This is a genomic window from Spirosoma pomorum, from assembly GCF_054776615.1.
On the sequence record NZ_BAAHBP010000027.1, the window covers coordinates 158,442 to 184,433 of the forward strand.

Annotated in this window: 28 protein-coding genes; 16 read left to right on the forward strand and 12 right to left on the reverse strand. The window is 49.6% G+C overall.

Features of this window, described 5'->3' with window-relative positions; translation table 11 throughout:
• Positions 1 to 98: 98 nt before the first annotated feature.
• The 6 genes from ACYVAD_RS16095 (at position 99) to ACYVAD_RS16120 (ending at position 4,090) form a co-directional block, all read left to right on the forward strand.
• Positions 99 to 755: a YggS family pyridoxal phosphate-dependent enzyme gene (locus tag ACYVAD_RS16095; protein WP_461140773.1), complete on the forward strand. Its 657-nt coding sequence runs from the start codon at positions 99 to 101 to the stop codon at positions 753 to 755.
• Between the two features lie 70 nt (positions 756 to 825).
• Positions 826 to 1,203, forward strand: coding sequence for a DUF423 domain-containing protein (locus ACYVAD_RS16100; RefSeq protein WP_461140533.1), 378 nt, complete (start codon positions 826 to 828; stop codon positions 1,201 to 1,203).
• 67 nt (positions 1,204 to 1,270) lie between these two features.
• Positions 1,271 to 1,429 (forward strand): hypothetical protein, encoded by a 159-nt coding sequence (locus ACYVAD_RS16105; protein ID WP_461140534.1) that lies wholly within the window; start codon positions 1,271 to 1,273, stop codon positions 1,427 to 1,429.
• A gap of 197 nt (positions 1,430 to 1,626) precedes the next feature.
• Positions 1,627 to 3,216: a peptide chain release factor 3 gene (locus tag ACYVAD_RS16110; protein ID WP_461140535.1), complete on the forward strand. Its 1,590-nt coding sequence runs from the start codon at positions 1,627 to 1,629 to the stop codon at positions 3,214 to 3,216.
• Positions 3,217 to 3,326: 110 nt separating this feature from the next.
• Positions 3,327 to 3,728: a hypothetical protein gene (locus tag ACYVAD_RS16115; protein ID WP_461140536.1), complete on the forward strand. Its 402-nt coding sequence runs from the start codon at positions 3,327 to 3,329 to the stop codon at positions 3,726 to 3,728.
• A 122-nt stretch (positions 3,729 to 3,850) separates the two neighbouring features.
• A complete protein-coding gene (locus ACYVAD_RS16120; protein WP_461140537.1) occupies positions 3,851 to 4,090 on the forward strand; it encodes a hypothetical protein in 240 nt (79 codons plus the stop codon).
• A 167-nt stretch (positions 4,091 to 4,257) separates the two neighbouring features.
• Here the strand turns inward: ACYVAD_RS16120 and ACYVAD_RS16125 are convergent, their stop codons facing one another.
• Together ACYVAD_RS16125 and ACYVAD_RS16130 are read right to left on the reverse strand one after the other, a co-directional pair.
• A complete protein-coding gene (locus tag ACYVAD_RS16125; protein WP_461140538.1) occupies positions 4,258 to 5,190 on the reverse strand; it encodes an alpha/beta hydrolase in 933 nt (310 codons plus the stop codon).
• An 8-nt stretch (positions 5,191 to 5,198) separates the two neighbouring features.
• A complete protein-coding gene (locus ACYVAD_RS16130; RefSeq protein ID WP_461140539.1) occupies positions 5,199 to 5,774 on the reverse strand; it encodes a hypothetical protein in 576 nt (191 codons plus the stop codon).
• Between the two features lie 214 nt (positions 5,775 to 5,988).
• Between ACYVAD_RS16130 and ACYVAD_RS16135 the strand changes: the two genes are divergently transcribed.
• The 5 genes from ACYVAD_RS16135 to ACYVAD_RS16155 all read left to right on the forward strand — a co-directional run bounded on the left by ACYVAD_RS16135 (position 5,989) and on the right by ACYVAD_RS16155 (position 9,617).
• Positions 5,989 to 6,876, forward strand: coding sequence for an ABC transporter ATP-binding protein (locus tag ACYVAD_RS16135; RefSeq protein WP_461140540.1), 888 nt, complete (start codon positions 5,989 to 5,991; stop codon positions 6,874 to 6,876).
• Positions 6,873 to 7,718, forward strand: a complete 846-nt coding sequence (locus ACYVAD_RS16140) for a hypothetical protein (RefSeq protein ID WP_461140541.1) — start codon at positions 6,873 to 6,875, stop codon at positions 7,716 to 7,718. The genes ACYVAD_RS16135 and ACYVAD_RS16140 overlap by 4 nt, the downstream gene beginning before the upstream one ends.
• Before the next feature lie 2 nt (positions 7,719 to 7,720).
• The gene (locus ACYVAD_RS16145; RefSeq protein WP_461140542.1) at positions 7,721 to 8,098 is read left to right on the forward strand and encodes a GntR family transcriptional regulator; all 378 of its coding nucleotides are present in this window, start codon (positions 7,721 to 7,723) and stop codon (positions 8,096 to 8,098) included.
• A 9-nt stretch (positions 8,099 to 8,107) separates the two neighbouring features.
• Entirely contained in the window at positions 8,108 to 8,788 is a 681-nt protein-coding gene (locus ACYVAD_RS16150) for a hypothetical protein (RefSeq protein WP_461140543.1), read from the forward strand.
• A 181-nt stretch (positions 8,789 to 8,969) separates the two neighbouring features.
• On the forward strand, positions 8,970 to 9,617 hold the full coding sequence (locus ACYVAD_RS16155; RefSeq protein WP_461140544.1) for a carbonic anhydrase: 648 nt from the start codon (positions 8,970 to 8,972) through the stop codon (positions 9,615 to 9,617).
• Positions 9,618 to 9,764: 147 nt separating this feature from the next.
• On the opposite strand, the gene ACYVAD_RS16160 is transcribed toward ACYVAD_RS16155, so the two are convergent.
• Together ACYVAD_RS16160 and ACYVAD_RS16165 are read right to left on the reverse strand one after the other, a co-directional pair.
• Positions 9,765 to 11,180 (reverse strand): sensor histidine kinase, encoded by a 1,416-nt coding sequence (locus ACYVAD_RS16160; RefSeq protein WP_461140545.1) that lies wholly within the window; start codon positions 11,178 to 11,180, stop codon positions 9,765 to 9,767.
• A gap of 47 nt (positions 11,181 to 11,227) precedes the next feature.
• Entirely contained in the window at positions 11,228 to 11,905 is a 678-nt protein-coding gene (locus ACYVAD_RS16165) for a response regulator (protein WP_461140546.1), read from the reverse strand.
• 269 nt (positions 11,906 to 12,174) lie between these two features.
• On the opposite strand from ACYVAD_RS16165, the gene ACYVAD_RS16170 reads away from it, so the two are divergent.
• Positions 12,175 to 13,017 carry a 3-keto-disaccharide hydrolase gene (locus ACYVAD_RS16170; RefSeq protein WP_461140547.1) on the forward strand — a complete coding sequence of 281 codons (843 nt, stop codon included), beginning with the start codon at positions 12,175 to 12,177 and terminating at the stop codon, positions 13,015 to 13,017.
• Positions 13,018 to 13,161: 144 nt separating this feature from the next.
• Here the strand turns inward: ACYVAD_RS16170 and ACYVAD_RS16175 are convergent, their stop codons facing one another.
• The 4 genes from ACYVAD_RS16175 to ACYVAD_RS16190 form a co-directional block, all read right to left on the reverse strand.
• Positions 13,162 to 14,154 carry a GNAT family N-acetyltransferase gene (locus ACYVAD_RS16175; RefSeq protein WP_461140548.1) on the reverse strand — a complete coding sequence of 331 codons (993 nt, stop codon included), beginning with the start codon at positions 14,152 to 14,154 and terminating at the stop codon, positions 13,162 to 13,164.
• A gap of 601 nt (positions 14,155 to 14,755) precedes the next feature.
• Positions 14,756 to 15,322 carry a 50S ribosomal protein L25/general stress protein Ctc gene (locus ACYVAD_RS16180; RefSeq protein WP_461140549.1) on the reverse strand — a complete coding sequence of 189 codons (567 nt, stop codon included), beginning with the start codon at positions 15,320 to 15,322 and terminating at the stop codon, positions 14,756 to 14,758.
• 73 nt (positions 15,323 to 15,395) lie between these two features.
• Complete coding sequence (locus ACYVAD_RS16185; RefSeq protein ID WP_461140550.1) at positions 15,396 to 16,337, reverse strand: ribose-phosphate pyrophosphokinase; 942 nt, start codon at positions 16,335 to 16,337, stop codon at positions 15,396 to 15,398.
• Between the two features lie 78 nt (positions 16,338 to 16,415).
• A complete protein-coding gene (locus ACYVAD_RS16190) occupies positions 16,416 to 16,997 on the reverse strand; it encodes a phosphatase PAP2 family protein (RefSeq protein ID WP_461140551.1) in 582 nt (193 codons plus the stop codon).
• 229 nt (positions 16,998 to 17,226) lie between these two features.
• Here ACYVAD_RS16190 and ACYVAD_RS16195 point away from each other — a divergent pair, with 229 nt between their 5' ends.
• The gene (locus ACYVAD_RS16195; protein ID WP_461140552.1) at positions 17,227 to 18,144 is read left to right on the forward strand and encodes a ketopantoate reductase family protein; all 918 of its coding nucleotides are present in this window, start codon (positions 17,227 to 17,229) and stop codon (positions 18,142 to 18,144) included.
• 121 nt (positions 18,145 to 18,265) lie between these two features.
• Here the strand turns inward: ACYVAD_RS16195 and ACYVAD_RS16200 are convergent, their stop codons facing one another.
• The 4 genes from ACYVAD_RS16200 to ACYVAD_RS16215 form a co-directional block, all read right to left on the reverse strand.
• Positions 18,266 to 19,180 carry a sugar phosphate isomerase/epimerase family protein gene (locus ACYVAD_RS16200; protein ID WP_461140553.1) on the reverse strand — a complete coding sequence of 305 codons (915 nt, stop codon included), beginning with the start codon at positions 19,178 to 19,180 and terminating at the stop codon, positions 18,266 to 18,268.
• 114 nt (positions 19,181 to 19,294) lie between these two features.
• On the reverse strand, positions 19,295 to 20,272 hold the full coding sequence (gene trpS, locus ACYVAD_RS16205; RefSeq protein WP_461140554.1) for a tryptophan--tRNA ligase: 978 nt from the start codon (positions 20,270 to 20,272) through the stop codon (positions 19,295 to 19,297).
• A 118-nt stretch (positions 20,273 to 20,390) separates the two neighbouring features.
• Positions 20,391 to 22,658 carry an NADP-dependent malic enzyme gene (locus ACYVAD_RS16210; RefSeq protein WP_461140555.1) on the reverse strand — a complete coding sequence of 756 codons (2,268 nt, stop codon included), beginning with the start codon at positions 22,656 to 22,658 and terminating at the stop codon, positions 20,391 to 20,393.
• A 130-nt stretch (positions 22,659 to 22,788) separates the two neighbouring features.
• Positions 22,789 to 23,208, reverse strand: a complete 420-nt coding sequence (locus tag ACYVAD_RS16215; protein WP_461140556.1) for a hotdog fold thioesterase — start codon at positions 23,206 to 23,208, stop codon at positions 22,789 to 22,791.
• A gap of 68 nt (positions 23,209 to 23,276) precedes the next feature.
• On the opposite strand from ACYVAD_RS16215, the gene ACYVAD_RS16220 reads away from it, so the two are divergent.
• From ACYVAD_RS16220 to ACYVAD_RS16230, 3 genes are all read left to right on the forward strand, one after another.
• Entirely contained in the window at positions 23,277 to 23,912 is a 636-nt protein-coding gene (locus ACYVAD_RS16220; RefSeq protein ID WP_461140557.1) for a histidine phosphatase family protein, read from the forward strand.
• Positions 23,913 to 24,119: 207 nt separating this feature from the next.
• Positions 24,120 to 25,214, forward strand: coding sequence for a sensor histidine kinase (locus ACYVAD_RS16225; protein WP_461140774.1), 1,095 nt, complete (start codon positions 24,120 to 24,122; stop codon positions 25,212 to 25,214).
• Between the two features lie 36 nt (positions 25,215 to 25,250).
• A complete protein-coding gene (locus ACYVAD_RS16230) occupies positions 25,251 to 25,985 on the forward strand; it encodes a LytR/AlgR family response regulator transcription factor (protein WP_461140558.1) in 735 nt (244 codons plus the stop codon).
• Positions 25,986 to 25,992: the final 7 nt, after the last annotated feature.

Genomic DNA, 25,992 nt, shown 5'->3' on the forward strand with positions numbered 1-25,992 from the left:
GGGTTTTTCGGCCAAAAACTACGCCTTTCTACGTAGTTCTCAAACCTAATACTATGCAAACTCCCGATTGGTTAATTTGTCACCGTTTGTCGATTTTTATGATTACCGAGAGTATTCAACTGATTGAGCGTGAGTTAGCCGGTAAAGCTCGATTAATTGCTGTTACGAAAACAAAACCGGTTTCTATGTTGCAGGAAGCCTATGACGCTGGCAGCCGGTTGTTTGGTGAGAATAAGGTACAGGAAATGGCGGAGAAGCAGCCCCAGCTTCCGGCGGATGTGAACTGGCATATGATTGGTCACCTGCAAAGCAACAAGGTGAAATATATTGCCGGTTTTGTTACGCTCATCCATTCGGTTGACAGCTTAAAACTATTGCAGGAAATAAACCGGCAGGCAGCCAAGCATAATCGCATCATTGACTGTCTACTGCAAATTCATATTGCTACTGAAGAAACCAAGTTTGGTTTTTCGGCGGATGAAGCTGAAGCGTTACTACAGGCACCAGAACTGGATCAACTGCCGAACATTCGGATCATCGGACTGATGGGGCTAGCATCGAACACCGACAATCAGGAACAGGTACGACAGGAGTTTCGGGGGCTGAAACAATTGTTCGATAAACTGGCCACGATCCTGCGCCCAATGATTCATTTCCAGGAGCTTTCCATGGGGATGAGTGGTGATTATTCGATCGCTGTAGAAGAAGGAAGCACGCTAGTTCGGGTGGGTAGTGCTATTTTTGGCGCTCGGTAGGATCAACCGAACCGTAAAGGCGGGCATTATTCTACGTATTAAACCGGACAGTGTCGTTCGAACAACTACTATGAAATTCTTTATTCAGGCGGGGGCCATACTTGGTTTGCTGGGTGTTGGTCTGGGTGCTTTCGGAGCCCACGCATTACGAACCATGCTCGAAGCCTCAGGCCGGGCCGATACGTTTGAAACAGCGGTAAAGTACCAGTTCTATCACGCGCTGGCGCTGGTGTTGATTGGCGTATTGATGCAGGTATTTGGCAACAATCCCACAGCGGTGAAGCTCCTTGGGTGGGCAGGTTACTCGTTTTTAGGGGGCGTCCTGATTTTCTCGGGTTCGTTGTACCTGCTCTGTTTTACGGGCGTTACGTGGCTAGGAGCCATCACGCCATTAGGCGGCTTGGCCCTGCTAGCGGGATGGGCGTTGCTCTTTTGGGCATTTCTATGAAAAAATAGAAAACAGGGCGTTACGTACAGGGTAGGTTATCGTCCGAAGCGCATAACCTACCACTATAATGCTGAACATTGATCCGTATACATACTACTTAGTCGTTTGGCTGATTACGCTTGGATTGGCTGTCGCCTTCGGGTTTCTGCTGGGAATAATCCTGAACGAGCGTCGCCCATTGCAGTCGCTGCAACCAAAGCGGAAATCAACCTGGATACGACCATAACTTGTAACGAAGCTTTTTTGGCCCCGGTAGCGCGTGTTGCCGGGGCTTTTTTGTGTCATAATCAGGCTGCTAGCCAGTGAAGGATAGCTTATGAGTACGACGCAGTACGCTGCTGCGACCTTCCGTTCCTAATCGAACTTTCGTACCTTTGCTGACGTATTTCTATACAGAATACAATAGACGGATCATTCATCCAGATGAATACAAATCAAGAAACCGCCCGTCGGCGGACATTTGCCATTATTAGTCACCCGGATGCCGGGAAAACCACGCTGACCGAAAAATTATTACTGTTTGGGGGGGCTATCCAGACCGCTGGAGCCGTTAAATCCAATAAAATCAAGAAGTCGGCCACGTCGGATTTCATGGAGATCGAGAAGCAGCGTGGTATCTCGGTGGCTACGTCGGTGATGACGTTTGAATACGACAATTTGAAAATCAATATCCTCGATACCCCTGGTCACAAAGATTTTGCGGAAGATACGTACCGGACACTAACCGCTGTGGATAGCGTCATCCTGGTCATTGACTGCGTAAAAGGCGTTGAGGAACAAACCGAACGACTGATGGAAGTCTGCCGGATGCGTGATACACCGGTGATCATTTTCATTAACAAACTGGACCGTGAAGGGCAGAATCCGTTCGACCTGCTGGACGAGCTGGAAGAGAAGCTGAACATCCGGGTTCGGCCCATGACCTGGCCCGTTAACATGGGTTCGGATTTCAAAGGGGTCTATAGCCTGATCGAGAAAAAGTTATATTTCTTCAAAGTCAATAAAACCAAAGTTGAGGACGACGTACTGGCGATTGAGTTGAGTGATAGTTTGCTCGACGAGAAAGTTGGCGAGCGTGATGCGGCTCAACTGCGGGAAGACGTTGAATTGATCGAAGGCGTTTATGATTCATTCGACCGGGAAGCGTACTTAGATGGTAAACTGGCTCCGGTGTTCTTTGGGTCAGCGGTGAACAATTTCGGGGTGAAAGAACTGCTCGAAGGCTTCTGTGACATCTCTCCCGAACCCATTGCGCGTCCAACCGACAAGCGCGAAGTACTGCCCAGCGAAAAGAACTTCAGCGGATTCATTTTCAAGATCCACGCTAACCTTGACCCACGTCACCGCGACCGGATCGCCTTCCTGCGCATCTGCTCGGGGGTGTTCGAACGTAATAAATTCTATCACCATACGAGACTCGACAAAAACGTCCGTTTTGCCAGTCCGTTCTCGTTCATGGCCGACAGCAAAAGCGTTCTCGATGAAGGATTTCCTGGCGACGTAGTGGGTTTATACGATACGGGCACGTTCAAAATCGGCGATACGCTGACTGAAGGCGAGGAGCTACAATTCCAGGGAATTCCAAGCTTTTCGCCGGAGATCTTTAAAGAGCTGGTCAACCTCGATCCAATGAAATCAAAGCAGTTGGATAAGGGTATTCAGCAGTTGACGGATGAGGGAGTTGCCCAGTTATTTAATCTGGACATCGGTAACCGTAAATTCGTCGGCACCGTCGGGGAACTTCAGTTCGACGTAATTCAATACCGTCTTGAACATGAATACGGGGCCAAATGCCGGTGGGTACCGCTCAATTATACGAAGGCATGCTGGCTGACGGCTGATGACCCAGCTAAATTGGCTGAGTTTATCCGGTTAAAAGGCAACCAGATTGCGTATGACAAGGATAAGAATCCGGTTTTCCTGGCTGAATCTGACTGGATTCTGCGGATGAACCAGCAGAATAACCCGGATATTCAGTTTCATCTGACGTCGGAGTTCCAGGTAGCAGCCTAAGCTGGATTTATACCGATTTCGAAAACCACCCGCGTTACGTAGTGTTATAGCTTTATTAGCAAGGCAATTGCCCCGCAAAGGGCGTTGTTTCCTGAACGCTACGCAACGCTATGAAACATATAATCGGAATGATCACCGCTGGGCTGCTTTTGACGGCAGGCGCAGCTTTGGCTCAGCAGGCTAGTAACCCCGCTGCGGGAACGAGTGTCGCTGGAACAGGCAACACGAATGAACAATACAATGCTGCGGCCGGACGCCCGACACAGGGCGGTGCGTCAAGTTCTTCCAGCGCAACCAGCGCGAATGGAATGACGCCAACGGCTGGAACGGGAACTACTTTGGATCAGAATCAGGCTGTCAGTGCCGGGTCTCCTGCGCCTGGAACCGCGCCCGTCGAAACTAAAACAAAGACCGACAATACACACAGTGTGATTAGCGGCCATTCGACGGACGTAAAAGCCCGAAAGAAAAACCCAAAGAAAAAGAACACAGAGCAACGAAACCGACCTTAGTCGAAGCCTCGCTGGAGCAATTCTATCAGCGAGGCTTTTTTAATTTATAATTAACAACAAATACTAGTCTATCGAGTTTATGACTCAGATCTTAAATTAATCACAAACGAAAAAAAGTTACTATGAAAACGGTATTTGCTGCTGTAGTTGCAATTATGGTAATGTCGGGCGCTGCTTTCGCGCAGGATGACATGAAAAAAGATGCTAAAATGGCCCACAAAGAAATGAAAAAAGAGGCCAAAGAGATGAAGAAGGACGCTAAGCGCGCTGGCAACGATGCCAAGGCTGATGCGGCTAAAGAAATGAAGAAAGAGCACAAAGAAATGAAGAAGGAAGCGAAAAAAATGGATAACAACCGTTAGTATCGCTTTATTCGTAGCATTGAGAAAGCCTGCCAAACCGCTTCTTAAACGGTTTGGCAGGCTTTCTTATTAGTTTCCGCTTACCTCCACACGGGTTGGCTGTACTCAGCCACGTGCACAAGGCTTATCTGAAGGGGAAAAGGATGTTCTTTATCATAGCCACCTGCTTATCGTAGTACCCGAGCTACAATATCCGCAAACGTAGCCGTCTGGTTTTGCTGGTCTTTCGACGAAACTTGGTCCCGTAATTTCAAACGAGTGTAGACATGTAAGTCTGAATCAATCATGTCAACATCGATCGGCTGGCCAGTTGCCGTTTTCACACCGCGATAAATGAGTACGGCGCTGACCGGGTCGGCGGCCGAATCCTTCTTCGATTTGTAGATTTTCATATTACAATTGGTCGGTAGCGTAACCCCCTTCTCCAACTCCTTCCGTGCTATGTTCAGCACCGTTAGTAGTTGTTGCAATGTTTCCTGCGGGCGAAAGTGGTAGTAGTATTTGTCTTCAGCAGCTGGCTGCTTCGTATCAATATAGCCCAGCATAGGTCCGAAGACGCCAATTAACGAAAGCGACTTGTCGGACGGAATAATGATCGGATCAACCAATAAAATAGTACGTGGGGCCAGTCGACCATTGAAATACCCCGAAGCGACCAATTCCGTCAACAGGGCTCCGCTCGTCGAAGAGCCCAATAAGCTGATGTTCTGGTAGCCCGCTTTTACCAGTTGCTCGTACTCAGTTATAATAGCTGACTGCCAGTCCCGCCAGGTCGATTTTTTGAAGTCCTCGTAACTTCGCCCGTGACCACCCAACAGCACCTGTGATAAATAAAAATCAGTACGTCCGTTAGCCCACGACCGAAACTCATCCCACTCGAAGGTCGACGCTGAGTAGCCATGGCAGGCGATAATGACTGGTTTTCGAGCTTGTTCAGCGGTAGGTCTGGGGATTGCTTTGGACACGAGATAACGCTCGGAGTTGTACAGCGACGGGTCGAAAAACGTACCGCTGTCCAGCATGTCGTTCGTGATCGCTGGGTCCGGTGAGCAGGCCAGACTAACAACGAGTAGCGATAGTAAGACGAGTAAGGTTTTCATGGCGGGATTTATTTACGTAATACGTTCCAGGTAATACTAGTCTGCACAAAAACGGGATAGAGGGTTCCCGGACCAGCCACACCAGTGCCTGTGAGTAAGTTATAGCCAATCGATCCGCTTATTTTAAGTGGAAAATTAGGGCAGTAGCAGAGGCCTAGTTCCGGCGAAGCCAGCAGCGAGGTGCGGGGTAAATCGTTGAAGATAGGACTGCCGTACTGAGCAGAGAAATAGCCAACGTTAGCCCGCACAATGGGCCGAACCAGCCACTGAGGCCGGAAGTAATACCCAACTGTTGCCAGGAAATTGTCCTGCTGAATAGCATTTGACCCCAGGGCCGTGCCCAGCCGGGAGGTTACGTAACTACCCCCGACATACAGCCGCTGGTTAGCGAGTTTGGCGTGGGTGTATTGAAACGTAACGCCATTTTCGGTGTACAGATTAACGGTTTTCTGAAACCGGACGCCTACGTCAAGAATACCTGAACGTTGCGTTGGGACTGTCTGTCCAAAGGAAGCAGAGGCCAGGAACCACAAATACAGGACACTCTGCAACTGTGATAATCTTCTCAAGAAGGAATTCATCATAAAGTGGATATGGGATCGATAAGGTTGAGATCGTAATTGTATCGACGGCAAAATACAGCAACATACCGGGAATCCAGTAGACAGTTTGAGGAATTGGTAGACAAGTGGCTATGTCGTAGCTGAAAAATAAAAATGTAGATAGGGCTTGACTTTCATCGAATTAAAATCGATTGTTGTAGTGTATTAGATATATAGTACACTAGAAGCTACAGACATGGTAGAACTATCGAACGTTTCGTTTACATACCAGCGCAATGAGCCATTGTATAGAGGGTTGACTATTACGCTAAATCCCGGTTCGATTTATGGCCTGTTAGGACCAAATGGAGCTGGTAAGTCGACGCTGCTACGATTAATGGCAGGGCTTCTATACCCTAAAGAGGGGAGCATTCGGGTAAAGCAGTACGTCCCCGGCGAGCGTCGTCCGGATTTTCTGGAGGATCTGTTTCTAGTGCCGGAAGAGTTTTACCTGCCGCCCGTCCGGATTCGTCAGTTTGTGGCAACCAACGCGCCGTTTTACCCCCGTTTCGATCATCAACAGATGAAACGCTACCTGGACGAGTTTGGATTAACCGACGATCAGAAGTTACCAGCGCTGTCGTACGGTCAGAAAAAGAAAGTACTGATTGGCTTCGGCCTAGCTACGAACACAGCGCTTCTGTTGATGGATGAGCCAACGAACGGACTGGATATTCCGTCGAAAAGCCAATTTCGGCGTCTGGTCGCCGGTGCTGTGGACGACCAGCGGACAGTGGTTATTTCCACTCATCAGGTTCGAGATCTAGAGGCCCTGATTGACCCGATTATCATTCTGGCCGAAGCGCCAAATGATAATATGAATGCAGCGCTAAACGCCAGCATTGAGGAAATCACCAATCGGCTTTGGTTCGGCCTGGTAGACGAGCTGCCGCTGTATCAACCGGTCTTGTACGCTGAGCGGGTTGTAGGAGGCTACGCGATCGTGGCCGAGCGGACGGAGACCAGTCGGTTGGCAAACGAAAACAATCGACTCGACCTGGAGCGGTTGTTCAATGCCGTTCAGGCGCATCCTGATCGGATACAAGCTTTATTCTCTACCTCATCCAGTTACACTACCCTATGAATTCCTACTTTTCAATGACCCGATTCCGGCGGCTGACCCGTACGTACTTTATCGAGAACCGGGCAGCGCTGTTGCTGAATGTGGGTTTACTGCTGGTTGTCTTGATTATTTGCGCCCTGTTTGTGTACGATAATCTGCCCAATTTTATCGTTCAAAGTCGGCTGGCTACGCTTACGCTGATTGGAACGTTTGCTTGGGGAACATTCACGGTACAACAGGTTACTTCACTAAGGAGCAGAGAGAGGTCAATTTCTTACTTGTTACGTCCGGCTTCCCGACTCGAAAAATACCTGCTGATTCTGCTTGTATCCGGACTGGGGTTCTTTCTGGTCTATAGCCTTTTGTTCGTTCTAATCGACGCTGTTGGTCTGGCATTTGTCAATCATCGGCACTGGACTGATTCGCAACTAGCTGACATACAGAATTACACACTTGATGGTGGGGTAGTAGCCAAAGTCGAGCCCATATATAAGTTTCAAGGTTTTGATCGAACCTCGCCAACGACCTGGGTTATGGTCGCTCTAATCCATCCGGTTTCCTTGGCACTGTCACTCCTGTTCCGGCGTTTTACGTTGCCGCTGGTCGCATTGACTATTGTGGCGCTGGTTAGCCTAGGAACGTTAGGAAACGAAACCGTACTAGGTACGCTGATGAACAAAGGGCCTGTCGAAGTGAACTATGGCCTTCCCTTGTCGGCTGTCGTGTTGAAGAATAAAGAGGTATACCGTACGCTGGAGTTACCCCAGCCAATCGGCAGACAGCTACAATACTTGGTTGGCGTAACAGTCGTTGGTTTACTTTACCTAACGGCGTACTATCGCCTGAAAGAGCAGGAGGTGTAAGCATGGATTTTCGGGACAAACAAGCAATTTACCTGCAAATAGCCGAGTACGTCAGTGAGCAGATCCTATTGAATCGCTGGCCAGCGGGCGAGAAAATTTCGTCCGTTCGGGAGCTGGCGGCTGAACTGGAAGTAAACCCCAACACAGTTATGCGTACCTACGAATTTCTAAGCCAGAAAGCCGTCATCGCTAACAAACGGGGTATTGGTTACTTTCCCACCAACGACGCCAACGACCGGATTCGGGACTACCGGCGGGAGCAGTTTCTGGAAAATGATCTGCCTATCTTCTTTAAAAACCTCTATCTGCTTGGTATCGATCTGTCAGAAATCGAGACGCGTTACGAGCAGTATGTAGCCGATAACTATAATCATTCCTAAAACACGACTATGAAAACAAGCCATATACTTCTGGCGATCATCGTTCTTATTACGTTAATGGGCATGACTGCTACCAACGTATTGCTTAAGCAGGAGTACGACAAGCTGGACTGGTCGAACCCGCTACAAGGGTTTGACAAAAGAATGTTACCTGCCGCCCGCCACTGGGTTATCGATGGGCCTGTTGATGAAGTTATTGTTGAACATGGCCCGCAGTCAGAGGCATACATTAGTCCTGGGAGATCTAACTATCAGCTGAAGCAGCAGGGCGATACCATGTTTGTATCGTATCTGGTCGTCAAGCAGAAATACATGTATGCAAAAAATAGGGAAACGGACAAAGAAGAAACTATTGAGCTAGTCATACGTACTCCTGATCTGGAAAGTGTTCGGATGAAAAACGGTCGGCTGACCATCCGAAAATTTACGCTTGACTCGCTGAACGTATCGCTGATAAACGGGCGCCTTCGAACCAGTGGACTAACTGTTACGGGCAACTGTGCCCTGGATATTAGCCAATGCAGCAAAACCATTCTGGGGACCGATCAATATGCTTCGTTGCAGGCGACAGTACGTGATTCGAGCGCCTTACAATTAAGTAACACACAAGTAAGAACACTCGCGGTTGATCCCTCGCACAAGGCCGAAGTGGAGCTGAGCGGACGCGCGTTACGCTGGCTGAAAAAGTAGTAAGCAGGCATAGTCCGCAGGGGAATCAGGAAAGTGGCAGCCGCCATCAAGCCAGGTAAGATTGTGTTGAGCGATACGTATTCAACCAACATTAGCGACTAAATTGCGGTTATTAAGAGTCTGGTGACTGGCTTATAGACAACCCGACTTTTATCTGTTTTCTCAATTTTCAACTGAAGACATGGATTTTTACAAGCAGGTATTCGAGAACAATAAGCAGTGGATGTCGAAAGAGATAGCTGCTGACGGAGAATATTTCAAACGAATGGCAGAAGGCCAAACGCCCGAAATCCTGTACATCGGCTGCTCCGATAGCCGGGTACAGCCCGAGAACTTCATGGGAACCCGGCCCGGCCAATTGTTCGTGTATCGTAACGTAGCGAACATGGTGCCTAACAACGATATCAGTTCGTTGTCCGTTATTCAGTACGCTGTCGAACACCTGAAAGTTAAACGCATTGTTGTTTGCGGTCACTACGGTTGCGGAGGGGTGCAGGCATCCGTATCACACAGGAATTTCGGGGAAACCAACATCTGGATCCGGAATATTCAGGATACGGTTCGGCTGCACAAAGACGAACTGATGGCTATCGAAGACCCGGAGCAGCGGCACCGGCGGCTGGTTGAGTTAAACGTTCGTGAGCAGTGTCTCAACGTCCTCAAAATGTCGTTTGTGCAGCGAGGAGTCTTTACGGAGGGTACGTTAAGCGTGCACGGCTGGGTATATGACCTGGAAACGGGTAGCGTTCACGATATGGAAATCAATATTGACTCGATGGCCAAAGACCTGGAAACGTACCGATTCCTGCAGAAAGAAGCGAAACTATAGAACTTATTAACGTAAACTAGAATGGCCAGACTAAGCAGTCTGGCCATTCTAGTTTACGAGAGCTTTGACCAGTTTAGCTAACTTGCTTTAATAGTGGCCATACAGTGTTCAATAGACATAAATGTCTTTATGCTACCCATTTTCTTTTCAGCTGTTCGCTGCATCGGCAATCCGGCCAGCTGCTAATGGTTGTTGTTTGGGCTCGGGAGCTACGAACGGGGTAGGAAGCGTGACCTTAAACGTGGTTCCCGTTCCAACGACTGATTGAACGCTGATCCTACCCTGGTGGAGTTCGATAATACGTCGGGTCAGCGCTAGTCCGATACCGTGCCCACTGACAGTCATTGTTGAGTTCGATCGGTAAAACGGCTCGAAAATATGGGGTAAATCACTTTCCGGAATACCGTATCCCCGATCGCGGACTGTGACCTGAATCTGTCCTTTCTGGAACGACAAAAGTACGACAACTGTATTGTCGGGTGAATACTTACAGCCGTTCTCGATCAAGTTCTGGAAGGCGGTTTGTAAGAGTGGCTCTTCGCCAATCACCACCATTTCTTCCTCGTGTTCAGGCATGTCGTCAAAGTCAATGTTGATTTGATACTCCGGCTTTTTTTGAACGATCTGGCTCTGAGCCTGCCAGAGTAATTCGTCAATCCGAACGGGCTGGTGATTCAACATTGTGCTGTCTGAACTAGCTCGGGCCAGCTCCAGTAGGCCGTTTACCAGTCGGATCATACTCTTTACCTCATCCAGTACGCCGTCCAACGCCTGTTCGTAATCTTTGCTCGAACGGGCTTGCAAACGAGTCACTTCAATGTGTCCCATCATGACCGTGAGTGGAGTACGCAATTCGTGGGAGGCATGCGAAACAAAGCTCTTCTGCGATACGAAGGCTACCTCCAGCCGACTTAATAAGTCGTTGAATGTGCGGGCTAGATCAGCCAGTTCATCACGCTGGCGGCCTACGTACAAACGCATATGAATGTTGGTCGCTGAGATCGCGTTGGCTTGCCGAATAAGCTCGGCGACTGGTCGTAGGGCGTCGGTTGCAAATAAGTAGCCTGCTACTCCAACAATAGCCAGACTTAAAAACCAACTGTAAAACAGAATAGTCCGTAGCCGCTCTAACTGGCCCAGACCATACTTGTCAAAACCAGAAGCGACAATGTAAAGCTGCTGATTTCTGGGATTCAGATAACTAACGCCAACTGCCTCCTGGTTGCCGAGACGAACGTAGTGGTGACGGCCAGGGGTGATCTTTTGAAGGAAAGTAAACGAAATCGGAAAGTGGGAACCCAGGCTATCCAGATTGTATAAAACTTCGCCCTGAGGGCTATAAACGGTGACCTGCGCTTCACTAATCTGGGGTAGATCGCCCTTGGGAACCTGACCAACGTCCTCCCGCAGTCGGACTGTTGTTAACGCCTGCCCCTCTAACCGCTGCTCGAATTCCTGCTGGCGAAGCTGATCGTACAGATAATAAACCGAGACGGTAAACAGGAGCATGATGGATGCTACCAGCAGTACGAACAGCAACGTCAGGCGGGTGCGGATATTCATAGAATAAAGGCTGAGGAAACGAAAAGTCCCGAGTTACGCAGAAGCTCTTATTCCTCCTTAAGCATGTAGCCCATACCAATCACCGTGTGGATGAGCTTAGTCGGAAAGTCTTTGTCGATTTTTTTGCGCAGGAAGTTTACGTAAACATCAATTACGTTAGTGCCTGTATCAAAATGAATATCCCACACTTTTTCGGCAATATCAATGCGGGAAACAACCCGGCCCCGGTTACGCATGAAGTATTCCAGGAGGCCGAATTCCTTAGCTGTCAATTCGATACGTTTATCGCCCCGACGCGCTATTTTTTCGTTTAAGTCCAGTTCCAGATCGGCAACCCGAATTACGTTCGATTGGAGCCCCCCGTCACTGCTACGTTTGTTGAGCGCGCGCAACCGGGCCATCAGCTCGCGAAACTCAAAGGGTTTGACCAGATAATCGTCGGCCCCGGCTTCAAAACCAGTCAGTTTATCATCCACCGAGCCCATCGCCGTCAGCATTAGAACAGGGGTTCGGATATTTTCCTGCCGGACAGCCTGCACTACGTCGAAGCCATTCATTTTGGGAAGATTGACATCTAAAATGATGACGTCATACGGGTTATTAAGCGCCATATTCCGACCTACCTGGCCGTCGTAAGCGACATCAACCTCGCAGGATTGTTCTTCCAGTCCTTTCTTTATAAACGAAGCCAGTTTGGGCTCATCTTCTACTACCAGTATTTTCATATCAGCAACATACAGAACAATAGACGCAATTAAAAACGTCAAAGCATCAGATTAGTTTCTGACGGTAAAGATGCTTGATTTTCGTACTTGTAGGTGAAGTCGCTGGGCCGGTTATGGGTAGAATGAACAGATATACATGAGGCAATGGATGATGAAAGCTTCGATCCTCAGTACAATTTTTAACAATAGGGCCGAACAAGTCTCGATAGGTCGGCCCACATACGGTCGCATGTGCTTTCTTTGCACTCCGTAACCTAACCCTTGCTGTCATGCGACTTGGTCTGCTCTCTGTACTTATTATTCATACGACGCTGGCGATAGCCCAATCTGGAACCAAGTCTGGAAAATGGATTGAATTATTCAATGGGAAAGATCTAAACGACTGGAAAGTCAAGATAACTGGTCATCCAGTGGGCGATAATTATGGGAATACGTTCCGGATTGAGGATGGAAAAATGGTTGTGCGCTACGATCAGTACACGGCCTTTGACGAACAGTACGGCCATATCTTTTACAAGAAACCTTTCTCTGCCTACCTGCTGGTCGTGGAATATCGGTTTACGGGAGAGCAGGTAAAAGGCGGGCCCGGCTGGGCGATTCGTAATAGCGGAGCCATGTTACACGGACAGGCGCCCGAAACGATGGGCGTTCAACAGGATTTCCCGATTTCGATGGAAATGCAGCTACTAGGCGGAGATGGCCAGCACGAACGGTACACGGCTAACTTGTGTACCCCCGGCACCAACGTTGTCCTCGACGGCAAACTCTTTACACCACATTGCATCGATTCCAAGTCAAAGACCTATCCCGCCAGCCAATGGGTTCGGGCTGAAGCGCTGGTGTTGGGCGACTCGTTGATCCATCATATTGTCGAGGGAGATACGGTACTGACTTACGCCAAACCGCAGATTGGTGGCGGAAACGTCATCCATTATGATCCGGCAGTGAAGAAGGATGGACAAATACTCAGTGCTGGTTACATCTCGTTGCAAAGCGAAAGCCACCCGGTTGAGTTTCGTCGGGTTTCCTTGTTTGATTTATCGCCATATATGAACAAGCCAAAGCAATTGCAGGCTGTTCTGCGGCAGCTTCAAACTCGGAAGAAAAAGTAAACTTGTCGAGTGTGTTTGCGCACTTGTCGCTACGTAACGATTATGGCTAATTATTCGTAATGGATACGTAATCAGGAAGCTGATTTTGCTAAGCCATCAGGCTTTAAGCCAAAGGCTTGGGATGGATATAGGGGGTTTCTTTCATTAAGCAAAATCAAAGCTAGAAACGTAAACGGGAGCGCCAATTGCTAGCTGATCCAGTGAAATATTCACTGGTTTGACCAACACATGAGTGCGCACACCTTTTTGGTAACCGCTCAATAGACCCATCGATTGATTGGATAGCAGCGCGCGGATGGGATCTTTTTCGTCCAACTGCCACAAGGCCGAATGTAGACGGAAATGAGCCAGCACGCTCTCCAGTAAAAGAGGTAGCTGTTCCTCCCGGCCTGGTCTGAGATAAAGTCCCTCCAGAACGACGAAAGTATAGTTCGCTGGGTCGAAAAAACGTCGGGTAATGGATGTTCGTGGTAGGAGATTCATTGTTAGCCAACCGCTAAGACCTGGCATTTGAGCAAACTGCCAACGTACTGGATTGGCCTGAATACCAGCTACTAGTTCATTCCCTTCCTGTAAGACAAAATAATTCCCCCGGTAGCCAACTCGTCCCAGACTACAAAGTGCGTAGGGTGCATACGCCTGTTCAAGTAGTTTGGTAATCGTTGGCAGCTCATCGGCGCGGGCTGGACGAAACCGCGAATCGATGTGGGGACTATACCGACGAAAGATATAGGTACTCAACATAGCGATTGAGACAAAACCTTCCGCCTGCGAGATACGTATCGAGCGACTGTTTTTCTCTTCGACATAAGAATAATACAGATGAGCGTTGTGCGTTTTTTGCTCGATGTAGGCTATTGCCTGAGACTTGAGTAAATGCCCATATCCTTTACCCTTGTGCTGTTCATCGATTGCCAGATAGCGGCCATAGTAAGCTGACAGGTGTTGAGTGCCTGTCAGGGCGACTTCACGGCCATCCAGACAATAAATGCCCACTAACTCATTCTGTTGGTAAAGGTGAAAAAACAGAGGATTGTATAGATGGGAGAGCTTTTGATCTTGCCCAGTCTGAGTGTAGCGAATACCATTGGTGCCGTAAGTGGTTCGCTGTAGCAATGCTAGAGCCGCGGGCTGCATAGTTCTATCCAAGGTAAGACATAGCTGACCCTGTTGGTAGACTGTTTCCCCGGCAAAGAGAGATGGAGGAATCATAGACAACGATTAGAAACGCTGAAAAGAGAAGAATTTTTGAAAGAACACAAAAAAGCCGCTCCGAAATTCGGGGCGGCTTTCCGCTTCTATCCACACCATTTCAAGACTGGCGACCGGGCGGCCGCCGAATCTTGATGTTCAACCTTCCCTTTGTAAAGGATTGTTATGCTAAACTAAGCAATTTCTTTTAGAGCGCAATAAGCAGCTGTTGCTTTCTTATTTACTGTCCCTTTTTCGCCATTTCTGGCTCTATATCTAATTAACGCCTAACACCTAACAGAAAGTGCCTGCCGTCTAATATATTTATTTGACTCTAATTCTTATCGACAAGGGCTGGTAAAACTACTCAATTACTAGCTATACGTTACCAAATCTTGTTCTGTTGCAAAAATGCGAAAAAAAGTTAGAAATCATGTAGCGACATCAATTAAAAGATAATTAAATACAATCTTATAAAAGAAGAATCCCTTTCGTCTCATGAGACGAAAGGGATTCTGTCGTAAAAAAAGTTGATCAGCGGTTATTATTAACCTTTGACCGTACCACGCAGTGCACGTGGGATTTCGATGCTAGCCACTGGGTTAGAAGCGGCTTCTAATAGTTCGATGTTTGATACTGGAATCTGACCAACACGAACCGACTTACCCAGGTCCAGGCCAGATACGTCTACATCAATGTAATTAGGGATGTTCTCAACCGTACCTTTCACGCGCAGTTTCCGAACGCGGGTAACCAGTTTACCCCCTTTTTGTACGCCAGGAGCCGTACCGACCAGACGAACGGGAACAGCTACCTTAACCATTTTGCCATCAGTTACCAGCAGGAAGTCAGCGTGCAGCAGCACGTCGCTTACTGGGTGGAACTGGGTTTCCTGAAGAATCGCCCGATACTCAGTGCCTTCGATGTTCAGCAGAACTTCGTACACGTTTGGCGTGTAAACCAGTTCCCGGAACAGGATAGCCGGTGCGTAGAAGTGGATTTGTTCGTCACCACCGTACAATACGCATGGAACATTACCCTCGGCCCGAATAGCTTGTGACTCCGTACGGCCGAGATTCGCTCGTTGATACCCTACAATCTCGATTTTTTCCATTTTACTTGGTTGCCCGGTAGCCCACTACCGGCCTTTGTTTTAGGAGAACCGGGCGTGGGCGCCCGGTATATCGTTATGACCGTATGAACAGTGAGCTAATGGATTCGTGATCGCGAATCCGGCCAATGGCCTTAGCAAACAGTTCAGATACAGATAAGACTCTAATTTTTGGATTCGTTTCCCTGATTGGTAGCGAGTCCGATACAACCAGTTCTTCCAGGACGGAGTTGGCAATGGTTTCGTGGGCTTTCCCCGACATGATGGGGTGCGTACACACCGCCCTCACCGATTTGGCTCCTTTGTCCAGAATAATCTGGGCTGCTTTCGCCATCGTACCACCGGTGTCGATCAGGTCGTCGACCAGTACGACATTGGCCCCTTCAACGTCCCCAATAACCTGCATGGAGGCAATTTCATTAGCCCGTTTGCGGTGCTTATCGCAAAGGACGATGTCGGCGTTAAAATGCTTGGCAAACGTGCGCGCCCGGTTAGCGCCACCTACGTCCGGCGATGCGATAACGAGATTGTCCAGTTCCAGACTACGAATGTACGGAACGAAGACAGAGGTACCCTCCAGATGATCGACGGGAAAGTCGAAGAAGCCCTGAATCTGTCCCGCGTGTAAATCGATCGTCATCAACCGGTCAACGCCCGCAGCAGCCAGCATATTGGCTACCAGCTTAGCGGCAATTGCCACCCGTGGTTTGTCTTTCCGGTCCTGCCGGGCGTATCCAAAGTAAGGAATAACGACCGTTACGTAGTGGGCTGATGCCCGACGGGCAGCGTCCACCATCAACAGCAACTCCATCAGGTTGTCGCCCGGAGGGGGTGTCGACTGAATCAGAAATACGTCGCAGCCCCGAATTGATTCCTCGAAACTGGGCGACATCTCGCCGTCGCTAAATCGGCGACAGGTATAACCGCCCAACTCCTTTCCGTAGTGGTGAGCAATCTTTTCGGCCAGGTAGTTAGACTGGCTACCTGAGAAAATTTTTACTGGATTGAATGACGCCATTGATGCCAGGCAAATTTCCCGCAAAGGTACGGAAAAAAGCGTAGGGTTGCCGAAACTGCTCCAAAGATTCTTTCGAGATTAAATTGCCTCCGGCGATGCAATCCGAAAACGAGGGGGTATTCGATGATAGAGCCGCATACAAACCCAGGCTGAAAAAACGCCGACTCCGGTGCCTGCCAGTATGTCGAGCGGGTAATGCACACCCACGTAAATACGGCTGTAGGTGACCAAGGCAGCCCACAGAAAAGTCCAGCGAAGCCAGGTGTACCGGTCGCCTAATAGGAGCCAGAGGATAGTGGCTAAGGCGAACGTAGTAGCCGCGTGCGACGAGACAAAACCAAACTGCCCTCCGCAGCCGAGGATGTGATGGATTTTTTCCTCAACGCCTGGTGTGTGGCAGGGGCGCAGCCGGTGAATCCAGGGTTTGAATAACGATGAGGATAACTGATCGCCTAGAGCCACAGCGGCAACAATCGTCAGAATTAACCCGACGGATAATTTCCGGAAGCGATAGATAAGCCAGAAAACCAGCACGGCGTAGAACGGAAACCAGTGGTTACGTTCCGTAACCCAGATCATGATTGTATCGAGCCAGGGAGCATTAATGCCATTCAGCCACAGAAATAAGTCCGTATCGAGTTGATTGAGTGTTTCGCGCATGGAGCGCAAAGATAAGCGGGAAAGGGGTAGAGGAAAACGAGGCAGATATCAGTAGGACAATGCTTTTAGGCGTCCAGGTAAAGTCGGTGATTTGTTCAGTAATCGTCGAGTCATTGGCAACGGAAAGATTTTTAAAAGAGGATGTTCTGGTCAAAACTGGAGGCAGGTAACCGTCGTTGGTTTTATAAGTAGTAGTTTTCGCCGATCAAGTTTATCACAAGTAATAGGCATGGAATACGTAATTGTCGGCGCAGGGGGGACAGGAGGGCTTATCGGTGGTTATCTGGCCAGATCAGGTAAGGACGTAACATTGATTGCGCGAGGAAACCATTTGCGGGCTATTCAACAGAAAGGGATAACCATCAAGACATACGGTGAGCTACCATTTACGGTCGATACGATAAAAGCCAAGGCTGAAGCGGAAATCGGCAAGGAGACCTTCGACGTGATTTTTGTTTGCGTAAAGGCATATAACTTGCCCGATATCATCCCGATGTTGCGTAACGCCAGCCGTAACGATACGCTGATTGTTCCCATTCTAAACTCACTCGAAGCGGGCAACTTCCTACGAGCTGCGTTGCCAGACCGACAGGTGTATGATGGCTGCGTGTACGTAACGGGCTTTCTTTCGGGACCGGGCGAGGTAAGTCAGAACAACAAAATATTCCGGATTGTATACGGACTGAATCATCCTGACGACAGTTGTCAGTCAATACGCGAACAGATGGAGGCCGACGTTCGGGAGAGTGGTATCGCAATCCAATACAGCTCAACGATCACAAGCGAGATCTTTAAAAAGCTGACCTTTACGTCGGCTTTTACCTGCGCGGCCGCTTACGATGGCAAACAAGCCGCTGACTTGCAGCAGCCGGGTAAATACCGGGAACTGTTCAAGGCCTTGCTCTTAGAATTGGATGCGCTGGCAAAAGGGGCAAACCTGAATATAAAAGCTGATATAGTCGCCGATAATTTCGCTATTCTGAACAGTCTGTCTCCCGACTTCACCACTTCTCTCCAAAAAGACCTAAAGCGAGGGAGTCCTGATGAACGCGAACAGCTCATTTTCGATATTGTCCGGCTTGCTCAGAAGCACAACGTTGACGTGCCGGCATATCGTAGGATTGCGGGGTACTTTGGGTTTGAGTAAAGAGCTAGAAGTCAACGTCTATAATCTGTTTTTGTTAATAACTAACGATTATAGACGTTGACTTCTAGCTCTTTACTGGGTTTATTTGGCAGGATCACTGAAAGCCTTGATCGATAAGTATCTACAAAACCAGAAATTGCCCCAAATAATTACGAGCCGTCAGGATCGCCGTTTGGACATCTTCAGGGCTACCTTCGTAGGCTTTGTCTTCCACTTCAATACAAACCGGGCCACGGTAGCGAACGTCAGTGAGGGCGGCAAAGAAGTCGCGCCAGCGCACGTCGCCGAGACCGGGAAGCTTGGGCGAGTGGTATTCCAGCGGGTTCGCCATGATACCCACGCGGTTCAGCTTATCGCGGTAGAGCTTTACGTCCTTCAGATGAATGTGGTGCAGCCGGTCGCGGTAGTCGTAGATGGGTTTTACCTCGTCCATCATCTGCCAGATCATGTGGCTGGGATCGTAATTCAGTCCCAGAATAGGCGAGGGGATAATTTCGAACATGCGGTCCCAGATGGCCGGTGTCGTAGCCAGATTTTTGCCGCCCGGCCATTCGTCGTCCGTAAACCACATCGGGCAGTTTTCGATGCCGAGCTTTACGTTATTTTCTTCGGCAACCTTTACAATCGCGGGCCAGTGTTCAGCGTAGAGCTTGAGATTATCCGTGATACTCAGCGACGGGTTCCGGCCAATGAACGTATTCACGACGGGCACATTCAGTTTGGCGGCTGCCCGAATGATTTTCTTGATATGTTCCCGAAAAAATTCAGCCCTTGCTGGATCTGGATCGAGTGGATTAGGATAGTAGCCCAGACCGGAAATCGACACGCCGTGTTGCTGAACCAGGGAGTTTGCCTGCGCTACATCCAGGTTGTCCACATCAATGTGGGTAACTCCGGCGTAACGGCGTGCGTCGCTACTATCAGCGGGCCAGCACATCACTTCAACGCATTTGAAGCGGTTTTCGGAAGCAAATTTTAATACGCCGTTTAAATCATAGTCTGCCAGGATCGCCGACGCAAAGCCAAGATTGAGCATAGGAATAGAAACAACGGTCAGTTTGACCAGGATATGGTTTAAAAATAACCGGTCGGGTGATACCTCTTATAAAAACAGCACCCGACTGGCTAGTACAGCTATTGACGAATAGGGCTAATTGTAACCCAGCTTCTCGCGAACCCGCTGGATGGTCTTTTTCGCTATAGCACGGGCTTTTTCTTCGCCAGCTTGCAGTTCGGCTTCCAGCGCATCGGGATTTTCGTGCATGTAGTAATTGAAACGTTCGCGCTCGGTAGCGAAGCGATCAATAATCAATTCGTAGAGGGCTTTTTTGGCCATACCGTAACCGTAATTACCACTTTCATACAACCGACGCATCTCAGCCACCTGCTCGTCTGATGCCAGTAGTGAATACAGCTGGAACGTAATATCGGTATCCGGATTCTTTGGTTCTTCGAGCGGGGTCGAGTCGGACTTGATCTTCTTAACTACTTTCCACAGTTCATTCTCGGGCAGAAATAGGTCGATGTAGTTATTATACGACTTACTCATCTTCTGGCCGTCGATGCCTGGAATGGTCATCAGCCGATCGTCTATCCGGGCTTCGGGTAGAACAAACACTTCGTCGTTGTACTGGTGATTAAACGCGCTGGCAATATCGCGGGTCATTTCGATGTGCTGCCGCTGGTCCTTGCCAACCGGAATAATTTCGGCATCGTACAGCAGAATATCAGCCGCCTGCAATACGGGGTACACGAACAGGCCTGCATTGACGGCACTGTACTTGTCCGACTTCTCCTTGAACGACGTTGCGTTATTGAGCATTGGAAACGGCGTAAAGCAGTTCAGGTACCAGCACAGTTCTGTGTGCTCCGCAACGCGTGACTGCCGCCAGAACGTATTCCTTTCAGTATCGAGACCAAAAGCGAGCCAGGTAGCGGCTACGGCGCGGATAAACTCCCGACGCTGATCACCGTCTTTGATGGTGGTTAATGAATGAAGATCGGCGATGAACAGAAACGACTCATTGCCGGGCTGTTTCGAGAGATCGATCGCGGGTTTGATAGCCCCCAGGATGTTCCCAAGGTGCGGTCGCCCGCTACTCTGAATACCAGTTAAAATGCGTGACATAGTTTGAAAAGGAGGAAAGGGAGGAGAGGAGGAAAGGGAGGAAGAGTGAAAAAAATAGATATTGTTACGTCTATTCCCTTCCCACATCCTCCCTTTCCTCCTCTCCTCCCTAATTTTTCTATTTCCCCTGCGCTTCCACGACGGCGATGGCAACCATGTTGACGATTTCGCGCTCGGACGAACCAAGCTGGAGCACGTATACCGGTTTGTTGATACCGAGCAGGATGGGGCCAATGGTATCGAATCCCGCCGTTTCGGACATAAGGTTATAGGCAATATTCGACGCCGAGAGGTTCGGGAAGATCAACGTATTCGCACCTTCGTCGGCTAGTTTGCTGAACGGATGATTCTGCTTCAGCAACTCCCGGTCGAACGCCAAGTGAGCCTGAATTTCCCCGTCGACGATCATGTCCGGGTGTTTCCGTTGCAGGATCTCGACCGCTTTGTTCATCTTCTCCGCATCTTCGCCTTTGGCGCTGCCAAAGTTGGAATACGTCACCAGTGCGATGCGGGGCTTGATATTGAAACGTTCTACGGCCCGAGCGGTCATCTCGGTGATTTCTACAATCTCTTCCGCCGTTGGATTGAAGTTAACAGTGGTGTCGGAAAAGAACAGCGGACCGCGTTTGGTCAGCAGAATGTACATCCCAGCGACTTTCTTTACGCCCGGTTCTTTGCCGATGATCTGCAGCGCTGGACGGATCGTATCCGGATAGCTGCGGGTCAGACCCGAGATCAGCGCGTCGGCCTCGCCCGTTTCGACCATCATCGCGCCGAAGTAGTTGCGGTAGTACATCATTTTCTCCGCTTCGGTGGCGCTGACGCCTTTACGTTGCCGCTTGGCAAAGTACACATCACCGAATCGCTTGATGAGTTCGCTTTGCTCGGGAGCGCGCGGATCAATAATCGAAATATTGCCCAGGTCAAGGCTGTTGTCCAGAATCAGCTTCTGAATCGTTTCAACGTTACCCAGCAGAATGGGGTGTGCAATGCCTTCATCGCGAACCTGTTGCGCAGCTTTCAGTACTTTAATGTTTTCGGCATCGGCAAAAACAACCCGTTTTGGATTCGCTTTCGCCAGGTTCAGGATACCCCGCGAAATCTGGTTGTCCTGGCCGATTCGCCGGGCGAGCTGCTGTTCATAAGCATCCCAGTCTTCAATGGGTTGCCGGGCTACGCCTGATTGCATGGCGGCTCTGGCAACGGCTGGAGCAACGCACGTCAGCAGCCGCGGATCGACAGGTTTGGGCAAAATGTAGTTACGACCGAACATCAGGTTGGCGTCGCCATAGGCCCGGTTGACGATGTCGGGAACCGATTTTTTTGCCAGTTCCGCCAGGGCATACGTAGCGGCCAGCTTCATTTCCTCATTGATCTCCGTTGCCCGAACGTCCAGCGCCCCCCGGAAAATATAGGGAAAACCGAGTACGTTGTTCACCTGATTGGGATAGTCCGAGCGACCCGTTGCCATAATGATGTCAGGCCGGGCGGCCATCGCATCGTCGTAACTAATTTCAGGGTTCGGGTTCGCCATGGCGAAGACAACCGCGTCTTTGGCCATCGACCGGATCAGATCCTGACTAATGATATTGCCCTTCGATAAGCCCACAAATACGTCGGCTCCTTCAAACGCGTCAGCGATGGATTGAATGTCGCGAGTCGTGGCAAAGGGACGGGTGATGTCGGTCAGGTCAGTGCGGTCAGCGCGCAGGGGTCCATTGACGTCGAACATCACAATGTTCTCCAGCTTCGCTCCCAGGGCTACATATTGCCGCGCGCAGGAAATAGCAGCCGCACCGGCTCCCATAAAGACAATCTTCGTTTCCTCGATCTTTTTGTCGACAATCTCCAGCGCGTTCAGCAGGGCTGCACCACTTACGATAGCGGTACCGTGCTGGTCATCGTGCATGATCGGAATGTTCAGCTCCTTTTTTAGCTTCTCCTCAATGGCAAAGCATTCCGGTGCTTTAATATCTTCCAGATTGACGCCCCCGAACGTTGGCTCCAAAACCTTGACGGTACGGGTAAATTCGTCGACGTCTTTGGTATTCAGCTCAATGTCAAATACGTCGATGTCGGCGTAAATTTTGAACAGCAGACCTTTCCCTTCCATAACGGGTTTACTGGCCTGAGCACCAATGTCGCCCAGCCCTAGCACCGCTGTCCCGTTACTGATAACAGCAACCAGGTTGCCCTTGGCCGTATACTTAAACGCGTCATCGGGATTGGCTTCGATGGCCAGACAAGGCTCCGCTACGCCTGGCGAATAGGCCAGAGAGAGGTCGCGCTGTGTACTATATTCTTTCGTGGGAACTACTTCAAGCTTCCCCGGACGTCCCTTAGCATGGTAGTCGAGAGCATCTTCGCGCCGGATTTTCTGTTGCATAAACGGTTTGTTTGATGCACTGCAAAAGCAGTAGTGCAATCGCTTTGTTAAGAGTGCGAAGGTAAGGAAAAGTCAGGGACTCAAGCCATCGTCACTCGGTTTGATGATGGTAGGGTAAACAAAATCAGTTTTACTGGCGACTAACGATCGCGACCGTTAGCCGGCTGATGCACACGAGTTTGTCGGCTTCGTCAGTGATGCGCACATCCCAGATATGAGTCGTTCGGCCTACATGAATAGGGGTACAACGACCGTAGACCCAGCCGCTACGTACCGGACGGATGTGATTGGCGTTAATCTCCAAACCCACCGCCTGCTGTGTTTTCGGATCGTCAAGCAGCATCCAGGAGGCTACACTCCCCAGCGATTCGGCCAGTACAACGGAAGCGCCACCGTGCAGAATGCCAAATGGCTGGTGCGTGCGGCCATCGACTGGCATACGGGCAATGAGATAGCCTTCGCCTGCTTCGGTAAACTCGATGCCCAGATGTTTAACGAGAGAGTCGACGTGCGTAAAGGCCAGGTTGGTTAGATCGAAATCGGCTTTCATTATGAGCAGGTTTTGCGTAATTTTGCGGTCAAATTTGGGAAAATTTGCCAATCGGCAATGTTCTACGGTTGATGCAAAAAACAATTTATCTAATTCGCCACGGAGAAACCGATTACAATCGGCGGGGTGTTGTCCAGGGAAGCGGTATCGACGCTGATCTGAATGATATGGGCCGTGCGCAGGCTATGGCTTTCTTTCAGGCCTATCAGCATGTTCCTTTCCAGAAAATATATACCTCTGCTCTAAAACGCACGGTGCAAACTGTCGAACCATTCATCGAGCTGGGAATCCCGTACGAGCAGTTGCCGGGGCTCAACGAGATTAGCTGGGGTATTATGGAAGGTAAAGTGCCGGGCAACGCAGACAACGCCTACTATCAGGGGCTGATGGAAGCCTGGTCGTCGGGGAACACCGCCCTGCCAACCGATAATGGCGAAAGTCCTGATCAAGTGATGGTACGACAGAAAGTAGCCATCGAACACATTCTGTCGCGTACCGACGAGGAGCTGATTCTGATTGCTATGCATGGACGAGCCATCCGAATTCTGCTTTCCTGGATGGTTAACCGGTCTTTGTCGGCCATGGATCAGTTCGAACATAGTAATGTTTGTCTCTACAAACTCCGTTATGATTACGATAGTCAGGAGTTTACCATTGAGCTTGCCAACGATACCTCGCACCTGCTTTCGCTGGCGATGGCGTAGGGGAGAGGAGAAAAGGAAGGAGGAGAGGGAGTAAAGGAAAAGAGAAGCGCGGTTGCCTGTCTCTTTATTTGTTCCCTCTTCTTTTTTTCCTTCCTCCCTTTCTTCCCTTCCTCCTTTCTATTCCCCTTTAATGTAGTATCCCATCCGTTTGCCGGGGAATGATGTATATTCGCTAATCGTACGAAAATGTGCGCTTAGCAAATGGGGATTGCCAAACAGAAAATATATTGGTTTTGTCAGCTGTTTGGCTGGACGCTTCTCATTCTGGTGGAGTATCTGGCTTACCTGCTGGAGTATGGCTTTGACGCGGATACGTTTTACCTCGCGCTGGCCAATATCTTCCTGGGGATTACATTAACGCACCTGTATCGGTTGATGATCAAGCGGTGGCGGTGGGTACAGCTTCCGTTTGTGCAACTGGCTCCACGGGTGCTTTTCTCCGTGTTTGTGCTATCGATCATTATGACGATGATTAACATGCCGGTCGACTGGCGAATTGTGCCCGATAAATTCGTTGAAGAACCCTGGCCGGTCATTGGCTACATTCTTAGCTGGGGAAAAACGATGCTGGCTTGGGTGCTTAGTTATACGGTGTACAATTACCTGGAACAGAACCGCAACGCAGAAATCGAAAAGATCCTGTTGAAAACCAGCATCCGCGAAACGGAAGCTAAAGTGTTACGTTCCCAATTGAATCCACACTTTGTCTTCAATGCGCTGAATAGCATCCGGGCGCTGGTTTACGAAAATCCAACCAAAGCACAGCAGGGTATTACGCAACTATCCAATCTGCTCAGAAACTCGCTGTTAGCCGACCGCCGGAAAACTGTTGAACTGCGCGAAGAAGTCAAAACGGTTGAGGATTACCTGGCTCTCGAAAAAGTACGGTACGAAGATCGGCTACGGTCGGAGATTGAACTCGATGGTCGGACGCTCTACTGGCAGGTGCCGCCCATGATGCTACAGACGCTGGTTGAAAACGCGATTAAACATGGCGTGTCGAAGGCCGTTGGTGGCGGATTTGTGGCGGTACAGTCATCCATCGAAGCGGATAAGCTGCGTATCGTTATCCGGAACACGGGCGTGCTGGGTGACAAAGGTGCGTCGGGCGGCTTTGGTCTAGCCAATACGGCTCAGCGACTCGAATTGCTTTACGGCCCCGAGGCCCGGTTCAACATTGAGCAGGAGGACGAGGGCGAAAATGGAGAACCCATAGTTTGTGCTGAAATTATCATTCCTGCGCAGTCCGAGACTCTTTTTCGGCGTCGTTCCAGCGCTGACCTGTTGACCGATCAGCGTTAAGATCGGAGATTTGCCTTTTCTAGTAACCATTCCCATATGAAAACCCTCATCATCGACGACGAACGGCTGGCACGTAACGAACTGCGCCGATTACTCGAGAACTTCCCTAAGATTCAGATTATCGGCGAAGCCGCCAATGCCGATGAAGCTCTTCCCATGATTGACGAACTGGATCCCGATCTCCTGTTTCTGGATATTCAGATGCCGGGCAAAAACGGGTTCGAACTGTTGCAGTCGATCGAAGGAAAAGCGCCGGAAGTGATTTTTACAACGGCCTACGATGAATATGCCATCAAAGCCTTTGAGTTTAATGCCCTGGATTATTTGCTGAAACCTGTCGAATTGGCGCGTTTGTCCGAAGCGATTCACCGGGTTGAGGAAGAACACGCAGCGCCCGAACCGTCTGGTTCGTCGACCGGTACAGCCGCTAAAGTGCTGGGCGAAAATGACCAGGTATTCGTAAAAGATGGGGAGAAATGCTGGTTTGTTAAGCTGGGAAAAGTGCGGCTTTTTGAATCAATGGGTAACTACGTGCGATTATACTTTGATGACCAGAAACCGCTTGTCCTGAAGTCGCTGAACGCACTCGAAGACCGGCTTGATCCCGCAACATTCTTCCGGGCGAACCGCAAACACATTATCAACCTCCAATGGATCGAGAAGATCGAACCCTGGTTCAGCGGGGGCTTGCTCGTTACGTTACGTGGGGGCGACAAAATCGAAATAAGCCGGCGGCAAGCAATTCGCTTTAAAGATTTGTTAAGTTTGTGATAGACAG